General features: G+C 66.7%; 18 protein-coding genes and 1 pseudogene. 9 read left to right on the forward strand and 10 right to left on the reverse strand.

All coding sequences use genetic code 11. The features are described from left to right. Positions 1-8: 8 nt before the first annotated feature. Together MFF22_RS05725 and MFF22_RS05730 are read right to left on the reverse strand one after the other, a co-directional pair. Complete coding sequence (locus MFF22_RS05725; protein WP_238248008.1) at positions 9-1,187, reverse strand: acyltransferase family protein; 1,179 nt, start codon at positions 1,185-1,187, stop codon at positions 9-11. Between the two features lie 1,258 nt (positions 1,188-2,445). Then, a complete protein-coding gene (locus MFF22_RS05730; protein ID WP_370877551.1) occupies positions 2,446-3,135 on the reverse strand; it encodes an FAD-dependent monooxygenase in 690 nt (229 codons plus the stop codon). Here MFF22_RS05730 and MFF22_RS05735 point away from each other — a divergent pair. Continuing rightward, positions 3,079-4,482, forward strand: a pseudogene (locus MFF22_RS05735) (ISL3 family transposase); the annotation flags it as partial. The gene MFF22_RS05730 and the pseudogene MFF22_RS05735 overlap by 57 nt on opposite strands. A 784-nt stretch (positions 4,483-5,266) precedes the next feature. On the opposite strand, the gene aqpZ reads toward MFF22_RS05735, so the two are convergent. The 4 genes from aqpZ to MFF22_RS05755 form a co-directional block, all read right to left on the reverse strand. Further along, entirely contained in the window at positions 5,267-6,004 is a 738-nt protein-coding gene (aqpZ, locus tag MFF22_RS05740) for an aquaporin Z (protein ID WP_238248009.1), read from the reverse strand. 115 nt (positions 6,005-6,119) lie between these two features. Further along, positions 6,120-6,548 (reverse strand): PRC-barrel domain-containing protein, encoded by a 429-nt coding sequence (locus tag MFF22_RS05745; RefSeq protein ID WP_238248010.1) that lies wholly within the window; start codon positions 6,546-6,548, stop codon positions 6,120-6,122. Beyond that, positions 6,545-6,805, reverse strand: coding sequence for a hypothetical protein (locus MFF22_RS05750; RefSeq protein WP_238248011.1), 261 nt, complete (start codon positions 6,803-6,805; stop codon positions 6,545-6,547). The genes MFF22_RS05745 and MFF22_RS05750 overlap by 4 nt, the downstream gene beginning before the upstream one ends. Next, positions 6,806-7,252 (reverse strand): sigma-70 family RNA polymerase sigma factor, encoded by a 447-nt coding sequence (locus MFF22_RS05755; RefSeq protein ID WP_238248012.1) that lies wholly within the window; start codon positions 7,250-7,252, stop codon positions 6,806-6,808. A gap of 433 nt (positions 7,253-7,685) precedes the next feature. Between MFF22_RS05755 and MFF22_RS05760 the strand changes: the two genes are divergently transcribed. The 8 genes from MFF22_RS05760 to MFF22_RS05795 all read left to right on the forward strand — a co-directional run bounded on the left by MFF22_RS05760 (position 7,686) and on the right by MFF22_RS05795 (position 14,172). Continuing rightward, the gene (locus MFF22_RS05760; RefSeq protein WP_238248039.1) at positions 7,686-9,149 is read left to right on the forward strand and encodes a helix-turn-helix transcriptional regulator; all 1,464 of its coding nucleotides are present in this window, start codon (positions 7,686-7,688) and stop codon (positions 9,147-9,149) included. A 92-nt stretch (positions 9,150-9,241) separates the two neighbouring features. After that, the gene (locus tag MFF22_RS05765) at positions 9,242-9,415 is read left to right on the forward strand and encodes a CsbD family protein (protein ID WP_238248013.1); all 174 of its coding nucleotides are present in this window, start codon (positions 9,242-9,244) and stop codon (positions 9,413-9,415) included. Between the two features lie 62 nt (positions 9,416-9,477). Next, positions 9,478-9,984 carry a CsbD family protein gene (locus tag MFF22_RS05770; protein WP_238248014.1) on the forward strand — a complete coding sequence of 169 codons (507 nt, stop codon included), beginning with the start codon at positions 9,478-9,480 and terminating at the stop codon, positions 9,982-9,984. A gap of 62 nt (positions 9,985-10,046) precedes the next feature. Then, on the forward strand, positions 10,047-10,973 hold the full coding sequence (locus MFF22_RS05775; protein WP_238248015.1) for a PhnA-like protein: 927 nt from the start codon (positions 10,047-10,049) through the stop codon (positions 10,971-10,973). A gap of 87 nt (positions 10,974-11,060) precedes the next feature. Beyond that, a complete protein-coding gene (locus MFF22_RS05780; protein ID WP_238248016.1) occupies positions 11,061-11,261 on the forward strand; it encodes a CsbD family protein in 201 nt (66 codons plus the stop codon). Positions 11,262-11,336: 75 nt separating this feature from the next. Beyond that, entirely contained in the window at positions 11,337-11,720 is a 384-nt protein-coding gene (locus MFF22_RS05785; RefSeq protein WP_238248017.1) for a CsbD family protein, read from the forward strand. 183 nt (positions 11,721-11,903) lie between these two features. Beyond that, a complete protein-coding gene (locus MFF22_RS05790) occupies positions 11,904-12,386 on the forward strand; it encodes a YidB family protein (protein WP_238248018.1) in 483 nt (160 codons plus the stop codon). 97 nt (positions 12,387-12,483) lie between these two features. After that, positions 12,484-14,172, forward strand: a complete 1,689-nt coding sequence (locus MFF22_RS05795; RefSeq protein WP_238248019.1) for a LysM peptidoglycan-binding domain-containing protein — start codon at positions 12,484-12,486, stop codon at positions 14,170-14,172. 113 nt (positions 14,173-14,285) lie between these two features. Here MFF22_RS05795 and MFF22_RS05800 read toward each other — a convergent pair whose 3' ends face one another. From MFF22_RS05800 to arsH, 4 genes are all read right to left on the reverse strand, one after another. After that, complete coding sequence (locus tag MFF22_RS05800) at positions 14,286-14,573, reverse strand: hypothetical protein (RefSeq protein ID WP_238248020.1); 288 nt, start codon at positions 14,571-14,573, stop codon at positions 14,286-14,288. Positions 14,574-14,604: 31 nt separating this feature from the next. Beyond that, entirely contained in the window at positions 14,605-14,769 is a 165-nt protein-coding gene (locus MFF22_RS05805) for a YqaE/Pmp3 family membrane protein (protein ID WP_238248021.1), read from the reverse strand. Between the two features lie 490 nt (positions 14,770-15,259). Then, positions 15,260-15,457, reverse strand: a complete 198-nt coding sequence (locus MFF22_RS05810) for a hypothetical protein (RefSeq protein ID WP_238248022.1) — start codon at positions 15,455-15,457, stop codon at positions 15,260-15,262. Positions 15,458-16,669: 1,212 nt separating this feature from the next. Further along, positions 16,670-17,243, reverse strand: a 574-nt coding sequence (gene arsH, locus MFF22_RS05815) for an arsenical resistance protein ArsH (RefSeq protein ID WP_238248023.1), incomplete at its 5' end; no start/stop codon positions are given.

Here is a 17,243-nt window from a genome sequence, read left to right on the forward strand (position 1 = left end):
TCGGTCGTTCAGATTTTTCGAATGGCCATGAATTTCTTGCCGACAGCGAGCGGCAACTGGTCCCAACGGAGGAACCAGTCTGATCTCACACGATCCGCGACACGTCGGCTCCATAACCGGGCCGGTGTCTCGATCCGCCTGACGGTCCATGCCGACACGGCGAGCACAACGCTTAGATAGACGACCACCAGGGCGTCAGCCGCAACCGTCGAGCTGAGCGGCGACACCATGACCGGGATGTCTTGGCGGGCATCCGGCAGGAGCCATGTCGCCCCGGCAGCGGCTCCGATCCGCAGCGCGCCTTCGACGGCAAACCAGATGGGGACATGCACGAGGTAGATCGAGAAGGACAATTCGCCGATCCGGATCAGGGGACGCGCTGCAAGGACACGGGCCAGTCCCCCCTCGTCGAAGGCCATGCACACCACCATGGCGGCGAAGCCGATCGGGATGACCAACGAGGCTGCGCTGTCGGAGCGAAACGATGCGAACGTCAGCGCGAGGGCTGTCACGGCGATTTGCAGAAGCGTGCCCGGCGTGACGTCGAGCATCCGCAACCGGATGTAGGCGGTGTGCGCGAGTGTGCCGAGAAAGAACGACAACAGGCACCGGAAGACTGCCGACCCGGACGTCGCGGCCAAACCTTCCGGACTCAGCGCGACGGCGGCAAACCCCAAGGCCGACAGGGCGGTCCAAATCCACCACCGGCCCCGGGACAGGAGCACAACCGTCAGCCCGAAGAGCACGTAAGTCCAGAATTCCACTGCAATGGACCAGCTGGGATGATTCCATAACCAATCGAGCCCGGGGATCAGCCCGAACGTCATGGTCGCCTGCGCGATGAGGGCCGGTAGTCCGGTGAAGCCGCTAAAGGTCGGGCGACCGACCGACACGCCGTTGTAGTTCCCCAGCATGAACAGGCATTCGAGCATGAGGAACGCAGCGAGCGCGGCGAAATGCAGGGGCAGCAGGCGCCCAGCGCGTTTGATGGTGAAACGGAGGAGATCGGTGGGCGTGCGCATCGTGCCATAGGTGGCGGCCATCACGAAGCCGGAGAGCACGAAGAAGAAGTCGACCGCATAGAAGCCGTGGCGAACGGGCACGAGGCCGTAGCCGTGCCACTCCCAACGCAAGTGGTAGAGGACGACAAGCAGGGCCGCGAGACCGCGCATGGCATCAAGGGCCATCCACCGGCTTGGCGGGAAGGTCTCTGAAGGCATGAGCGATCGTCCGAGAGTCACGGCTTCCCGACGCCGGCCGGGATGACCATGTCCGCACACGACAGGGAGAAAGGCTCTCTCCCACTGTGCGTTGTCTGAATCGGGCCGCGGTTACGGTCCGACGAATTTGAGCGTCGTCGATGGGACGTCCGCACCGCCTTCCAGGTCTCCAGCAGCCAGATCTGGTGGCCGGACAAGGAGAACGATTCGGAGCAAGACTGCGGTCAACAGAACGCCGACAGCCACCATCTGCAAAGTCCGCATGGGCCGACTCCTTTGCAGTATGTTCGATCAAAACGCCATCGATATCGCTTCGTCGCAAAATCGATGGCCGATATAGGAGTCAATATAGGGCTATAGATTACATTTACAACACAAAATCGACACTCAATTGACCATGTTTTAGGCATGATTACTCATAGTAATTATCTCAGTCTGCGATCGATAGATGAAGCTTTTCGTATCAATGCTTTATGAGACATCACCGGCGCCTTGAGAGCGGGATGAAAACCAATAAGTCAATCGGATATTGTATTTTATGCATGAATTGCAAATATCGGGAATTCTTTGGCGGCAATGCTATGTTTGAGGCATCAATTTACGATAATGAGATGATCAAATTTGCGGATAATAGTTACATACCGCGAACCGATGCTGACGCAGATATCGCGCGGCGAACGATGCTCTGCGCCAAACCTGGCCTTCAACGCGGTATGAGAGGTATCAAGGCGCAGTGATGTTCGTCGACATAATGTGCCGCGAACGGTGCGGGTGGCGGATGTCCAGGAACGTCCAAACGGGAGTAAACCCGTTCCACAAGGCGTAACTTCACGCCATTGTCTAGGCCAGCCCTCATGGCGGCTCACGGTGTTCGCAGTGTGATACGGAAATGGCGCGCCAGTCTGAACAAAAATACGAACACCTATGTCATTGAGTTAGCGAGATAATTTTCGAGATCCGGCTGCTATGCGTCACGCCATTGTCGGCGGTAAATCTCATTTAGCCGCAACACACCCTTCGAAACGGGACGTTCCGCTTAGCGCCCATCCCGGTCACTAGACGACCCCCGTACGCCTCTCCGAAGCGGACATCGGTCAATTAGCGGCCACAGCATTCTCAGCTCATGAGCGCCGCCTTCATTCGCCGAGCGGCTCGAGCGGGAGCTTCGTGCGCTCGGCCGAAAACCTTTCGGCAATAGGCCACCAGGCGATCGGCTTGGTCGGCCTTACTGCGGAAGGCGATTCAGAAGGCTCTTGGGGTACTCGACACCGATCTGCTGCATGTCGTCCGTGCCCTGCAAAAGCGAGCCGAGGTTCGGCAGCGCCTTCGCGGCGAGCCCCAGAACCGTGTCGGTGACCGGGCTGCGATAGACGGTCCAGCGGAAGCCGCGCGCCTGCTGGGCGCTGAGCCTCGCGTGCTCGCCGCCGCGCTCGCCGTCGTAGGAATCGAGGATGACCGGCGCCGCCTCCCCCCGCAGAGTCATGGCCAGCCGCCACGCGATCTCGACCGCGTCGTGAAGGCCCGCGTTCATCCCCTGGCCGCCGATGGGCAGCGATAGGTGCCCGGCATCGCCCGCCAGGAACACGCGGCCTTGCGCGTAGCCCGGGGAGACACCGTACTGGAAGCGGCTTTGGGTGAGCCACTTCGGATCGGTAAGGGTCAAGGTCTCGTCACCGGTAACCTCGCGGGCGAACGCCTGCATCTCGTCGAGGGTCGGGTCGCGATCCGGCACGCCAGTGTCGTCGGCGAGGAAGAACAGACGGTGGTAGTTGTGTTTCGGCGTGCAACTTTGGCTCTGACTCACTCTCGCTGATGCCGGCAGCGTTGAGGTCGCGGATATCCAGAATGGAGCCGCAGCATGCGCCCCCGCTTCAGGCCGTCGAGCCTCGTACTCGCCGGCTTCGTCGTTGATCACCTCGATGTCAGCAGCGATCTGATCGGTCTGGTCGTGAGGTCCGGATCTGCGACGGCGACGTGCCCAGACTGCCGGACCTCGTCACGTCGCATCCAAAGCCGCTACCAGCGCCGTGCCGCCGACCTGCCGCTCGGTGGTCGGCGCGTCGAACTCCAAGTCATGGTGAGACGCTTCTGGTGTGACGCAGCGGCCTGTGGGCGGAAGATCTTCGCCGAGCGCTTCTCCGAGGACGTCCTGCCTACCTTCGCACGACGCACCTCGCGGCTGGAGCAGATCGTCCATCACCTCGGGCTCGCACTCGGTGGTCGGCCCGGTGCAGGCCTCGCTCAGCGCCTGATGCTGCCGGTCAGCCGCGACACGCTCCTGCGCGTGATCCGCCGTCGGGCGGCGACACACTCCGATCCACTCAGCGTCATCGGCATCGACGACTTCGCCTGGCGGCGCAACCACCGCTACGGCACCCTCGTCTGCGATCTCGAACGCCGCCGCATCGTAGCGCTCCTACCCGACCGCGAGCAGGCTACCGCACAGACTTGGCTGAAGATGAACGGCTCGATCCAGATCGTCGCCCGCGACCGCGGGGGTGGATATGACGAGGCCATCGCCCGTGCTCTGCCGCAGGCCATCCAGATCGCCGACCGGTGGCACCTCATGGAGAATGCCAGCCGTGGCTTCCTCGATGCCGTGCGCAGGTCGATGCGACAGGTTCGCGAGGTCGTCGGCGCAGCCACGATTGATCCGGCGCTGCTCACTGCAGCTGAGCGCATCCAGTACGAGAGATACCTGCGGCGGGAGGAGGCGGACGCGGCCATCCGCGCGCTCGCCGAGGCAGGCGTTCCAATCCGCCGGATCTGCCAACGCCTGGGCCACAGCCGTAAGGTGGTGCGTGCGGTTCTGCGCGGCGAGCGTACCGACGTCTTCCGGGTCCGACAAAGCTCGCTCGACGCCTATCTGCCCTGGCTCGATGCCCAGTGGGATGCTGGCAGCCGCAACGCGACCGAGCTTTGGCGCAGGGCGAAAGGACAGGGCTTCCGGGGATCGCTGCGCGTGGTCGGGGAATGGGCGACGCGACGTCGGCGTGCGGAGCAGGCCAAGATCGAACGGCTGCAGCGTGTACCATCGGCACGAACCCTGGCGCGATGGCTGACGACAGGTCGTGACCGCTTGACCAAGGCGGAGACGCTGACGGTGGCCGCCGTCGAGGATGGTGTGCCGGCGCTGGTCGAGGCGCGCGAGGTGGTGGGCGCGTTCCAGACGATGGTCCGGGCGATGGCGCCGGACAAGCTCGAAAGGTGGCTCACGCGTGCTGGCATAGGCCTCGTCGCCTCGTTCGCCCGCGGCGTGGGTCTTCCCCTGGCTGCTGGCGGCCTCCACCTGCGCGAGGTCCAGGACACGACACGTCGGCGCCCCTGCGTGTCCGTGATGGCCGTGAAGGCTTCCAGGAAGGCGGACATTTCGCTCCACGGTGTCGACGCGGCCTCGTTCAAGAGGGTCACGACCGGTACGCCGAGCGCATCCGCGACTTGCCTCAACCGCGCGAAGCGGGGCGTTGCGGCTTCCGGGTTATCGGACATCGTTCCTCGGCGATTGGCGGGTGCGGTTGGATGGGTCACGTAGACCGGCGGACCCGTTCAAGCCGCCGTGCCAGCACCTGACGTACAGGCGGAGGAACTCGCGGACTGCCCGATCCGCGTAGGCCTGCGGATCCTCGTCGACGTCGGGCGGGACCAGGTCGGTCGGCGAACGGCCGAGCAGGACGGCTGCGAGCTCATTCCCGTATAGGCCGGCGACCCTCGCCTCCTCGAGGGCTCGCCGGTCGAAGGAATGTCGGGATGCATCGCCGTCGCCGGCATCCGTCTGAAGCATGGAGCCGGACCGTCCGGACGTGGTTCCGGGTGGCGCCCGGTGATCAAGGGACATGGGCCGGACGCGCGCCCGGAGTGACGCATGCGCCCGGCCTAGCCGCCATCCCGGGCGCTGATCGGATGGAGCGCTCGGCACGACCTCGGGATTGGGTTTGCGGCCCGGGGAAAGCCCCGGGCACCTTCGGTCGATTCCCATATAAGCTGGGCCGGCAGCCGCCCAGAGAGACGAATCTACCGGTATCGCGGCCAAGCCTAGGCTGCTGACCTCATGCCGCCCGCTTCTCCACAACGACCGTGTCGTAGATCCGGCCGTCGTCGTAGAGCCATTTGGCGAACGCGCCCGCAATCATGGCGCCGGCGATGGGGGCGAGCCAGAACAGCCATAGCTGAGCCACGTACTCGCCGCCCGCGAACAGCGCGACGCCGGTCGAACGCGCCGGGTTCACAGAGGTGTTGGTCACCGGGATTGAGACGAGGTGGATCAGCACCAGGGCGAAGCCGATGGGGATGCCGGCAAAGCCGCTCGCCGCGCCCTTCGAGGTCGAGCCAATGATGATCATCAGGAAGAAGAAGGTCGTCAGTACCTCGGTCGCGAGGCAGGCGACGAGGCCGTACTTGCCGGGGCTGAGGGCGCCGTAGCCGTTGGAGGCGAAGCCTTTAGGAACCCACCCCGCCTTGCCGGAGGCGATGAGGTAGAGCACCGCCGCCGCCGCGATGGCGCCTACGAGCTGGGACAGGACGTAGGGAACGACGTGCTTGTTGGCGCAGCGCCCGGAGGCCCAGAGGCCGAGGGTCACGGCGGGATTGAAGTGGCCGCCGGAGATGTGTCCGACCGCATAGGCCATGCTGAGCACAGTGAGACCGAAGGCCAGGGCGACACCGACGAAGCCGATCCCGAGTTCGGGGAAGGCCGCCGACAGCACGGCAGCGCCGCAGCCGCCGAAGGTTAGCCAGAAGGTGCCGAAGAACTCGGCGGCCGCGCGGCGTTTCAGGTCATGGTCCATGGTCGTTCTCCTTCGGAAAAGTCTCTGGGGTTCAGGGCATCAAAAGCTTTCGTTACAGGTGTCCGGACCCGCGCCGGCGGACGCGCGGCGACGGGCCCGTTCATGCGAGCGCCGGCTACTTCTTGGTCGGCTCGGATCCGAGGTAAACGTATTCGGGAGCGGCCCGGAGCTGGTCCTTGTCGGTGTCGATCACCGCATCGAGCTTTCCGCCGTCCTTGCGGTTCAGTTGCAGCGTCTCCGGTGCCACGGCGACGTACTTCGCATTTAGGCCCAGGAAGCCGCCGACGCTGACGACGTAGGACTTGATCCCGCGCTTGTCGTCGAACACCACGTCGGCGACCGAGCCCACGGTCTCGTTGGCTCCGTTGCGGATGCTGAGCCCAACGAGCTTGGACGCGACGACGTCTTCGGGGGCCTGGGCGACGAACCGCGCCTTCAGGTTGTCGTTCAGGGTTGCCGGCGTCCCCGGCACCGCCTCGGGTGCCTGGGCCATGGCCGGCGAGCTTCCGAGAAAGATCGCGGCCAGGACAGCGTGGAGTTTCATCGTGTCGTCTCCAAGGTCGGCATGGACGGTTCGAGTGCGTCGGAAGGCGGCGCTGGGAGTTCTGTGTCAGTCCGTCCCACCGGCTTCGAGCCCCGCGCGTAGAGAAGGGCCACGGCGTGCCAGAAGGCATCCCGTTCCGCCGGGGCGCGCTCCGTCAGGACCGCGTCGATCCCGGCTCGCACCGCCGATGCGACGAGGACGGCCTCATCGGCTTCGCCCAGGGCTGCCTGTGGCTGGACCTCAATCAGGGACATCATTCAGGCTTCCCCGAGCTCGGCGGCGAGCCTGTCCCGGGCCCGGCTGACACGGCTCTTCACCGTGCCGGGCGGGCAGCCGATCCGGGCAGCCGCGGCCTCGTAGGTCAGGTCCTCGACCGCGATGAGGAGCAACGCCTCGCGCTGGGCCGGCTCCAGCCGGGCGAGCGCCTCCTGCATGTCCTGCACTTCGAGCCGGTGCTCCTGGTCGGCCAGGCTCGCCAGCCCCGCGGCGTGGGAGCCTTCGGGATCGGGCACCTCCCGGCGGTACTTCATCCGGCCGTTGAGATGGCCGTTGCGAAGGATCGTGAAGAGCCAAGCCTTCAGGCCGGTGCCGGGCCGGTAGCTGGCACGATGCTCCCAGGCCTTGAGCAGAGTGTACTGCACGAGGTCCTCGCTCTCGGTCGCATCCCGGACCAGGGACAGCGCGTACCGGCGCAGGTCCGGCACCACCCCGACCAAATCTGACGTGAAGCGGCGCTCGGCGCGCGTTTCGGCGGCGTCCAGGGCCTCGGATAGACGGCGTAGGGTAAGGCCCAGCGGCGACGCCTCGTCGACGAATGCAACTTCTGGGTAGAAATTTCGAAGGTCACGCCCGAGACCGGATCCCGGGAACGAGACCACGGCTCCGTGTGTGGCGGACGAACGCAAGTGTTCGGCGGCATGCGGCACGGGGGTAGGCTCACCATCATCTTGAGACATGGCCCAAGGACCGTCGACGGTCCGGCGGGTGCGGTGAGCATCAATCTTTGGCCGGAGATCCCCGGTTCAATGGTACGTGCGTACTGGGATCCTAACATAAATTTCGGAACCGACTTGTGCGCAACTTGTTCCTGCGTCGCTGCTGGCTCGGCGGCGAGGATGGGAAAGGGCGATGCAGGCTGTGAGCGCGGGCGTCGATAGGCATGAACTTCGGCAGATCATCGCCGGCCTGAGCGAGGGCGTGATCCTGGTCGAGCCCGACCAGACCATCGCCTACGCCAACGAGGCCGCGCTCGCGATGCATGGCGCCGGCAGCCTGGACGAACTCGGGCCGACGGTCGACGCGTATCGCGAGCGCTTTTGCCTGCGCTACCGCAACAACGTCACCCCGAACCAGTATCCCATCGAGCGGGTGGTGGAGGGCGAGCGCTTCCATGATGTCGTCGTCGAGGTCCGGCGTACCGACAAGCCCGAGCAGGATTTCGTGCACTCCCTGCGCAGCCTCGTCGCCACCGACCGCGAGGGCAAGCCGAGCTGCCTTGCCCTCATCCTCAAGGACGTGACCGACCAGTTCGAGGCCGAGGACCGGTTCGAGGCGACCTTCAACGCCAACCCGGCCCCGGCGGTCATCACCCGCCTGTCGGACCTGCGGCACGTGAAAGTGAACGCGGGCTTCCTGGAGATGACCGGCTTCACCCGGGACGCCGTGATCGGCCGCAGCGTCTACGAGGTCGACGTCCTCGCCGACGCGCGTAACCGCGACCTTGCCATCAACCGGCTCAAGGAGGGCGGCTCCATCCCCCAGATGGAGGCGTGCCTGCGCTTGCCGGACGGGGGCAGCCGCTTCGTCATCGTGGCTGGTCAGCCCATCGAGATGGGCGACGAGCCGTGCATGCTCTTCACCTTCGCTGACCTCGAACTCCGGCGGAAGGCCGAGACGGCCCTTCGCCAGAGCGAGGCGCGCTTCGCCAAGGCCTTCCGCCTGACGCCGGTCCCGACAGTGCTGGCGCGGGCCAAGGATTTCCACGTCACCGGAATCAACGAGGCCTTCACCCGGGTGTTTGGCCCAGGCGAGGACAAGGTCCTGGGGCGGAGCCTGGCCGAGGCCGGCCTCTGGGTGAACGACCGCCAGTGGGTAGAGTTCGAGGCTGCACTGGAGCGGAAGGGCTACGTCCTCGACGCCGAAGTCTGCCTGCGTCGAGAGGACGGGACGAACCTCGATTGCCTCGTCTCGGCAGAGCGCATCGAGATCGAGGACGACCCCTTCGTGCTCGCGGTGATGCAGGACATCACCGACCGCAAGCACACCGAGCGGGAGTTGTTCGACGCCATTGAGACGGTGATGGCCGACACCTCATGGTTCAGCCGGGGGCTGATCGAGAAGCTCGCCAACCTGCGCCGGCCGGATGCGGGACGTTCGGACACCGTCGCGTCCAACCTGACGGCGCGCGAGCGGCAGATCCTGAACCTCATCTGCTCGGGCCTCGACGATGCGGCCATCGCCCGCAAGCTGGACCTGTCCCGCAACACCGTGCGCAACCACGGCGCTGCCCTCTACCGCAAACTCGGTATTCACAAGCGCAGCGAGGCAGTCGTCTGGGGCCGAGAAAACGGTTTTCCGCTGCAGTCGGGCGGAACCAAATGACTAGCTTACCGGTATAGACGTCTCATTGAAGGCGCGGGACCGCTCGATATCTCAAATTCGGTGCAGGGTTTCTCCAACTGAACGGATCGCCCATGACCGAAGACAGGAATTCCACTTCGACCGAGCACCTGAAGGGCTCGGTCAAGGAGGCCCTCGGCAAGCTCACCGGCGACACGCGGGTCGAGGCCGAGGGACGTCGGCAGAAGCGTGAGGCACGCGCCGCCGAGGCTCCTGGGACGAAGCCCGCAGGCTCGGACCGGCGCTGACATGCCCGGGAGGCGTCAAGTTCGAGACGCCATCTCATCACCCATCACACGAGGACAAAGACATGGTCGACACGGATCGGATCACGGGCGCCGCCAAGGAACTTGGCGGCAAGGTGCAGGGCGCAGTCGGCGACATCACCGGCTCGAAGCATGACCAAGTCGAGGGCCGCGCCCGCGAGGCGGCCGGCAAGGCCGAGAACCTTTACGGCCAGGCCAAGGACACCGTTAGTGACGCGGCCGAGACCGTCGCCGACACCGCCCGCGACATCGGCGGCAGGATCCGGGACAAGGTCAGCGACCTCGTCGGATCCGACGACGTCGAGCACCGTGCACGCCGGGCCCAGGGTGCCGCCGAGGACCACTTCGACCGGGCGCAGCGCTCCGTGCGCCGGGCCGCGGACGACGCCTCCGACTACGCGCAGGACGCCTACGAGCGCGGCTCCCGCGCCCTGCGCCACGGCAATGGCGGGGTGAGCGGCCAGGTCGCCGAGTACCCGCTCGCCTCCCTGCTCATCGCCGGCGCCGTCGGCTTCGGCCTCGCCCTGCTCGTCAACGCGAACCGCGACTGAGCCATCACCGCCATACGACACCGCCATACGACTACGAACGACCCACTACCCGGAGTGAAAGCGTGACCACGATCCAGACCACCGCGTCCCCCCTCGCCACCGCAGGCGCACAGGCCGACACTCGCGCCGTGCTGCTCAACGAGGTGTCCTGGGGCGCCATCTTCGCCGGCGCCGTGACTGCTCTCGTGACTCAGGTCATCGTGAACCTCGTCGGCGTGGGCGTGGGCCTCGCCTCGGTCGGCACCACCGCCGCCGACAACCCGTCGGCCTCGACCGTGTCGATGGGTGCGGGCATCTGGTTCGTGGCGTCGGGCATCGTCGCCTCCCTGGCCGGCGGGCTCGTCGCCGGTAAGATGTCCGGCAAGCCGCTGCCGGGAGCGGCCGCCCTGCACGGCCTTGTGTCCTGGGCGGTGACGACGCTGGTCGTCCTGTACCTGCTGACCTCGGCCGCGAGCGGCATCGTCGGCGGCACCCTCGGCACCGTGTCGAGCGCGCTCGGCGGCGCGGGCAACCTCGTCGGCGGCACCATCCAGACCGCCGCCACGGCCGCGGCTCCGTCGCTGTCGAAGATCTCCAACCCCCTCGACGGCATCGAGCAGAAGGTCCGCCAGCAGTCCGCCGGCCAGGACCCGCAGGCTGCCAAGGACGCTGCCGTGGCTGCCGTGAAGGCCGTGCTGACCGGTGATCCGGCCCAGAAGGAGCAGGCCAAGAACCGGGCCGCCGATGCGCTGGCCAAGGCCCAGGGCATTTCGCCGGACCAGGCCAAGGCGCAGATCGACGACTACCAGAAGCAGTACGAGCAGGCCGTAACCACCGCCAAGCAGAAGGCCGAAGCCGCGGCCGTGACGGCGAAGTCGGCCGCCACGCAGGGTGCCTTCTACGCCGCCATCGCGCTGATCCTCGGCGCACTGGCCGCCTTCTTCGGCGGTCGCCTCGGCGCCCCGAAGCCGGTGGCCACGGTCGGAGCCTACGGCGCCCGTCGCGTCTGAAGCCCTTCACCGACCTCCGCGCAGATCAGGCGGGGGTCACCCCCGGCCGGAGCATCCGGCCTCACTCGCGAACCAGGAGTGCACACGATGAGCAGCACCACCGACAAGCTCAAGGGCCTGGCCAACGAGGCCGTCGGCAACGTCAAGCAGGCGGCCGGCAAGGCCACCGGCAACGACAAGCTGGTGGTCGAAGGCAAGGCCCAGGAACTGAAGGGCGAAGCCCAGCGAACGGTCGGCGAGGCCAAGGACGGCATCAAGAACGTCGCGGACAAGATCACCGGCCGCTGAACGAGACCCGGCGGCCCGGGGCGAATCCGGCGCCCGGCGCCGCCCACTTCTTCCATCCCCCACAGGAGACATCCCATGAACCGCGACCAGATCCGTGGCGCGTCCCGTCACCTCAAGGGTCGCACGCAGACCGCCATCGGCGGCCTCGCCGGCGATCCGGCCCGCCAGGTGCGCGGGGCCGTGAATCAGGTGGCCGGTGGTGCCCAATACGCCTACGGCCGCGCCCGCGACCGGGCCGAGGATCTCATCGACGACGGGCGCCACCTTGCCCACGAGGCACGGGAGCGGGCCGACGATCTCATCGAGGACGGCCGTCACTACGCTCAGGAGGCCAGCCGCCGGGCTCGGACCCACGGCCAACAAGCGATCCGGTACGCCGATAGCCATCGCACCACGACGCTGCTGGCTTTCGTCGGCGTCGCCTTCGCGCTGGGCTGGCTCGCCCGTTCCTCTCGCTGAACCCGCCCCATCCAGGAGATCCCGATGATCCGCAAGCTTCTCACCGCCTTCCTGCTGCCGAGGGTGATCGCCTTCGTCTCGCGCCGCGTGACCGGCCGCGCGGCGACGCCCCCGCGCCGGGGCTACTGACCTGCGGGTTGCGGCGCCCCCGCGACCCGTCCCCCTCCACTGAAAGGATGCGACATGAGCAAGGGATATCCCTCAATGACGGCCCTACTGGGCCTGCTCGCGGTGGCGGGCTACCAGAATCGGGACAAGATCGCCGAATGGCTCGGCACTCCCGCGCGGGACGCCCATGGCAACGTCGTCGTTCCGCCGGCGGCACGGACCTCGCCGGTGACCGGCTCGTCGATGCCGTCCAACCTGGAACGGGTGCTGGGCGGCGTCGGGTCGGCGGGCGTCGGCGGGCTGCTCGCCAGCGGGCTGGCCGAACTTGTCGAGCACTTCACCAAGGGCGGCCACGGCGAGACCGCGAACTCCTGGGTCAACAAGGGTGACAACCGGGCCATCGCCGAGGCCGACCTTGAGCGTGCCATCGGCCCGCTGACTCTCGAACACCTCACGCAGCAGACCGGCCTGAGCCGTTCGGAGGTGCTCTCGCGCCTGTCGCGCGAGCTGCCCTCCGCCATCGACCGTTACGCCACCGACGGTCGCCGTTTCGCCTGACCTCGACGGCTTCCATCCCGGTCGCCCCGCCTGGCGGCCGGGTACCCAACGGGCACCGACATCGGCCGGCCCTTTTCAACGAAGGGAACTGCTACCGATGTCGACTGTCCTGCGTCGTATCCTCATGATGGCGTTCATCGCCGTCCTAGCAGGCCTCGGGGTCTTCTTCACGGCCCTGCTCGGCCGGCGGCCACGCAAACAGGCTGTGGTACCTGCCGAGGTATTGGTGCCGGTCCTTCCCAAGGGCCCGATCCCAGCAAAGGCGCACGGCGGACAGGGTCTGGCCGTCGGCATCGTGTGCCTGCTGGTCCTGATGGGATCGGCCGGCGTCATCTACGAGAGCCGTAACGTGCTGTTCGGGGGCGGGCCCCGGGAGCCCCGCGGGCCCGTGAAGCCCCTGGCCGCCCTTTCGCCGCCCGACGCCGGCAGCGCCCGACCGCAGGGTCGGTCGGACGGGTCGACCACCGGGTCCGTGCGGGCGTCCCCCCGGGCGGACGAAGCGGTCACCCTTCAGCCCTCGCGCCCACCTGCCCCGACCGCACCGGGCTTCGACGTCGTGCGCGTCGAGCCGAACGGTGACGCCATCATCGCCGGGCATGCGACGCCGACCGCGACGGTCGAGTTGCTCCTCGACGGCAAACCGGCGGGCAGGGTCCGGGCCAATGCCGACGGGCGGTTTACCTTCATGCCGCCGGCGCTTCCCACCGGGAACAGCGAGATCGGCCTGCGTGCGACGGACGCCAAGGGAGACATGCAGCGCGCTCCGGCGAACGTGTCGGTCGTGGTCGCGCCGTCCCGCGATGCCAAGCCGCTCGTCGCCGTGACTTCCCCTGGCAGGCCGACCATGGTCCTGTCGCAGCCGGACCGGCCTGGCACGACGAACCCGGGCTCCGTCATCGCTTCGGACAGGCAGGCCCAGCGCGATGACGGTGATGCCCCGACGCGGCCGGACGTGGGCCCACCAGCCTCGGACGAGGCGAAGGCGGAGCGTCCGCACAGCTCGGATACCGGCCCCCTCGCGACGATTGATGCCCTGGCGGTGCCGGCCGGACATGGCAGCCGGGAGCCGGATGGCTCGACGGGCAATACCTCGAACGGTTCCTCGAACCCGGGAAATCGTTCTCGCCCGGTCGAGGGGACCGTCGCTGCGGCGAAGCCGCCCAGGGTCGTCACCATCGATGCCCAGGACGGCGGCAGGCTGTTCGTCACGGCTAGGGCGGCAGCAGGGGCCGAGGGTCGGCTCTATCTGAACGACACGCTGATTGCGCCGGCGACCGTGGGGCGCGACGGCACCGTGACGTTCGCCATCGGCCACGGCGTGCGGCCGGGCGACTACAAGGTCCGCCTCGACCTCGTCGATCCTGCGACGGGCAAGGTCAGCGACCGGGCGGAGGTACCGTTCACGGCGCCGGCCGCCGGTCACGACGAGGGCGTCGAATACGCTGTCGGCCAGAGCTCGTCCGGCGGATCGACGTCCGTGAACGATGTCGCCCGTCGGGGGCCTTCGGTCGATCCGGCGAACCCGTCGCGGCCGTCCACGCCCGGGGGGAGCGCGGCGGGCTCGTCGAAGGTCACCGTCCCCGGCATCGAGACGGCCCGCATTGAGCGGGGCGACAGCCTGTGGAGGATCAGCCGGCGCACCTACGGCGAGGGCGAGCGCTACACCCTGATCTACGACGCCAACCAGGATCAGATCCGCCACCCGGACCTAATCTACCCGGGACAGATCCTCGTACTGCCGGACCGGGAAACTTCCCGAGCCGAGCGGATCAAAAAGCGAGGCTGACTGGACCGCTCTCGATCACAGTTGGCTGGCGCATACGCGTTCCTTCGGGTCACCCCGGGATGAGCGGCTCCCCGATCGAGTTGGTGGGGTCGCCAGAGGTCCGAGCGCGAGTGTCAGCCTTTGCCCAGCCGACGATTGTTCGCCTGGACCTTGCGCCGGTATCCGCGGACGACCTTGCGGGGCGTGCCGCCCAACGCGATGGTCGCCGCAGCCTGGCCCGCGGCCTTGACCTTTTCGGTCACCATCAGCCGCGCTTCCTTCCGCGCCTTCGGCCCACCGAGCATGAACAGCGCCATGCGCTGGCCGATGACCATCTGAGCCTCGACGCCGAGCATCGCGAGCTCGGTGCCCATCGCGACCAGCGATGCGGTCTTGTTGGTCGGCTTGCGACGGAACCTCATAAAGGTGCCTCCAATCTGATGGGCTAAAGCCTCAGGCGGCGCTCTCGCGCCGGGTCACGATCAGAGCCCAGATCGTCGCCGGGATCCAGCCGATCAGCGTGATGTGCAGGACGATGCACAGGATCCCCTGGAGCACCTTCCCGCGCAGAAACATGGCGAGCCACGGCGCGAAGATGCAGATCAGGATCATGATCATGGATGCTGGCTCCGATGGACCGGACACCGAACAGGGGCCCGGATCGATGGTTCCGTGGCGGCGCGGTTTTGAACGATGAGTTGATATGGGCGGCGACTGGCGAGCGCCGAAAGGTAGACAAGACTGCTCGGATACACCTTCGGCCTCTCGCGGTCAGGCCTAGATCCTATTGATGGGGCCGGGCGGTTGGGGAGCCGGAGGCTCGTCGGGAGGATCCCCCATGGGCGGCAACGGATCGCCCAGCGGCGGGACCGGATCCGGCGGCGGGTCACCAACCGGCGGCAGCGGATCGTCCGGGCGCGGCGTGTCGGATTGCATGTCGTATCCCCCTAGCGCTCCCGGGTAGGAGAGCGGCTCTCAACGCACTGTCAGGTCTCACGGATGCAGACCGAAGCGTCAGCGCCCATCCGCGTGGGCCGTGAAGGATTTCGGACCGCCCGGACCTGCCCTCGGCCACCCTTGGCCGAGGGCAGCTTCATGCAGCTGGGTTCTATTTGTGGTGCTCGGCGCTCTTGCCGTGGGCCTTCGTCGAGTGCTCGTTGGCCTTCGAAGAGTGGCTGTGCGCCTCCGTGGAGTGCTTGTGGCCTGCCGCGTGATCGCCCTTGCCATGATGCTCGGCCGCGGCGCGGTGGGACTTCGCGGCCTTCTCGTGATGCTCGGCGGCGTCGGTGTGAGCCTTGTGGGGCATGATGTTTTCCTGGGCTTACCTGCCTATTCGGCAGGTACGAAACATCCTCCAGCTGGAACCGTTGCCCGCCTCGCGTTAAGTTGACAATTCAAGCGGCAAGTCTGCCAGTCGATACCGGTTATAATCGATACGCACAAGCCTATCGTCACACAGCATTATTTTCAGAATCACCTATTTTGCGGTTTCAATCTTTGGGTGATTCATACTACTACGGTCGAGCTGTGGCGTGTCCGCGAGACGACTGTATGGCGTGCCGTCCGTGGGGCCCTGCTTATGTCGTGGGTGATCGAGCAGGTACCGCCAAGCTAGGATTGAAGCCCGACCGCTCGTCGGCATGCCCCCGCGGATTGCAGACCACACGCGTCCGCCCGACCCGATAGTGGCCGCCCGGTGCACGTGACCGTGGATCCAGATGTCGGGTCCGCAGTCCAGTATCAGGTCGCTGAGATCCGATGCGTAGCACCAAGACAGGTCTGGTATGCGGACTGACCAAGCTGCATGGGTGCGGGGCGTGGTGGGTCACGACCACGGTCGGTCCATCGTGGTGCCGGGCTAGCTCTGCCTCGATGAAGGCTCGGGTCGCACGATGCATCGCCAGCACCTCGAAGGGCTCGATCCTATTGCGGGATCGAGGACCTGTCCTGATCCGGCGATAGTCCACCATGCCAGCGCGCCCCTGGGCGGTCCGGAAGGCATGCGTGAGTTCGTACGAGCCCAGCCGGAAGTCCGTCCATAGGGTGCCGCCGAGGAATCTCGTGCCGCCAAGTTCCACGGTGTCGTCGAGCAGCAGGTAGATGCCGCCCGTGGCCGCCCGCTCCCGTCCACGCTCTATCTGGTCATAGACAGTGTAGCGGTCCTCGCCCCGGTCCCACCAGAAATCGTGGTTGCCCGGCACATAGACGACCGGAACACCAGACAGGCGTTCGCCCAGCCAATCCAGGGCACGGGTTAGGGGCATATGTACAGCCCCAGCAACCACGGCTACGTCGAAGCCGTCCGCCGCGTGGGCATGAGGCTGTCCGCTTTTCCGGCGGGTCCGCTCTGAAGCAGACCCGCGGCTTTCGGCCAACTCCCGTCGCATTGGCGGGCGCCCCGGAACGACCGGGGCGGGTCGGAAGCGGGAGGGCTGCTCCGGGTGGCTTCCTACCGTTCCGCTTCTGGACAGTAAACGCACGGGAGCGGACCTCGCTAGCCGGCTCGCCATGTCCCCTCTCAGCGCTTCACGAAGCCGATGTCGGCGGCCACGGCACTCAGCCGGTCCGGTTCACGTTCCTTCCTCTCGCTGTACCGGTCCACGAGGTAGTCCGCTCGCTCGCGGGTCAAGAGCGTGAACTTCATCAGTTCCTCGCACACGTCCACGACACGCTCGTAGAGCGGCCCCGGCTTCATCCGCCCGGCGTCGTCGAACTCCTTGTAGGCCATCGGCACGGATGACTGGTTCGGAATGGTGATCATCCGCATCCAGCGGCCGAGGATGCGCAGGCTGTTGACGGCGTTGAAGCTCTGCGAGCCGCCGGACACCTGCATCACGGCGAGGGTGCGCCCCTGGGTCGGCCGCACGCTGCCCTCGCTCAAGGGCAGCCAATCGATCTGGCTCTTCATCACGCCGGTCAGGGTGCCGTGCCGCTCGGGCGATACCCAGACTTGGCCTTCGGACCAGATCGACAGCGCACGGAGCTCCTGCACCTTGGGATGGTCGGCGGTGGTATCATCCGGCAGGGGCAAGCCGTCGGCGTCGTAAATCCGCACCTCGCCGCCCGGCTCCTCGAAGCCATGGGCGGCGAGG

It is taken from the genome of Methylobacterium persicinum, assembly GCF_022179525.1.
GTDB lineage: Bacteria > Pseudomonadota > Alphaproteobacteria > Rhizobiales > Beijerinckiaceae > Methylobacterium > Methylobacterium persicinum.

What these genes read in the sequence shown, in the direction of transcription:
- MFF22_RS05725 (WP_238248008.1), bottom strand. Translation starts at nt 1,187, where the DNA reads ATGGCCCTTGATGCCATGCGCGGTCTCGCGGCCCTGCTTGTCGTCCTC.
- aqpZ (WP_238248009.1), bottom strand. Translation starts at nt 6,004, where the DNA reads ATGGACCATGACCTGAAACGCCGCGCGGCCGCCGAGTTCTTCGGCACC.
- MFF22_RS05745 (WP_238248010.1), bottom strand. Translation starts at nt 6,548, where the DNA reads ATGAAACTCCACGCTGTCCTGGCCGCGATCTTTCTCGGAAGCTCGCCG.
- MFF22_RS05750 (WP_238248011.1), bottom strand. Translation starts at nt 6,805, where the DNA reads ATGATGTCCCTGATTGAGGTCCAGCCACAGGCAGCCCTGGGCGAAGCC.
- MFF22_RS05765 (WP_238248013.1), top strand. Translation starts at nt 9,242, where the DNA reads ATGACCGAAGACAGGAATTCCACTTCGACCGAGCACCTGAAGGGCTCG.
- MFF22_RS05770 (WP_238248014.1), top strand. Translation starts at nt 9,478, where the DNA reads ATGGTCGACACGGATCGGATCACGGGCGCCGCCAAGGAACTTGGCGGC.
- MFF22_RS05780 (WP_238248016.1), top strand. Translation starts at nt 11,061, where the DNA reads ATGAGCAGCACCACCGACAAGCTCAAGGGCCTGGCCAACGAGGCCGTC.
- MFF22_RS05785 (WP_238248017.1), top strand. Translation starts at nt 11,337, where the DNA reads ATGAACCGCGACCAGATCCGTGGCGCGTCCCGTCACCTCAAGGGTCGC.
- MFF22_RS05790 (WP_238248018.1), top strand. Translation starts at nt 11,904, where the DNA reads ATGAGCAAGGGATATCCCTCAATGACGGCCCTACTGGGCCTGCTCGCG.
- MFF22_RS05795 (WP_238248019.1), top strand. Translation starts at nt 12,484, where the DNA reads ATGTCGACTGTCCTGCGTCGTATCCTCATGATGGCGTTCATCGCCGTC.
- MFF22_RS05800 (WP_238248020.1), bottom strand. Translation starts at nt 14,573, where the DNA reads ATGAGGTTCCGTCGCAAGCCGACCAACAAGACCGCATCGCTGGTCGCG.
- MFF22_RS05805 (WP_238248021.1), bottom strand. Translation starts at nt 14,769, where the DNA reads ATGATCATGATCCTGATCTGCATCTTCGCGCCGTGGCTCGCCATGTTT.
- MFF22_RS05810 (WP_238248022.1), bottom strand. Translation starts at nt 15,457, where the DNA reads ATGCCCCACAAGGCTCACACCGACGCCGCCGAGCATCACGAGAAGGCC.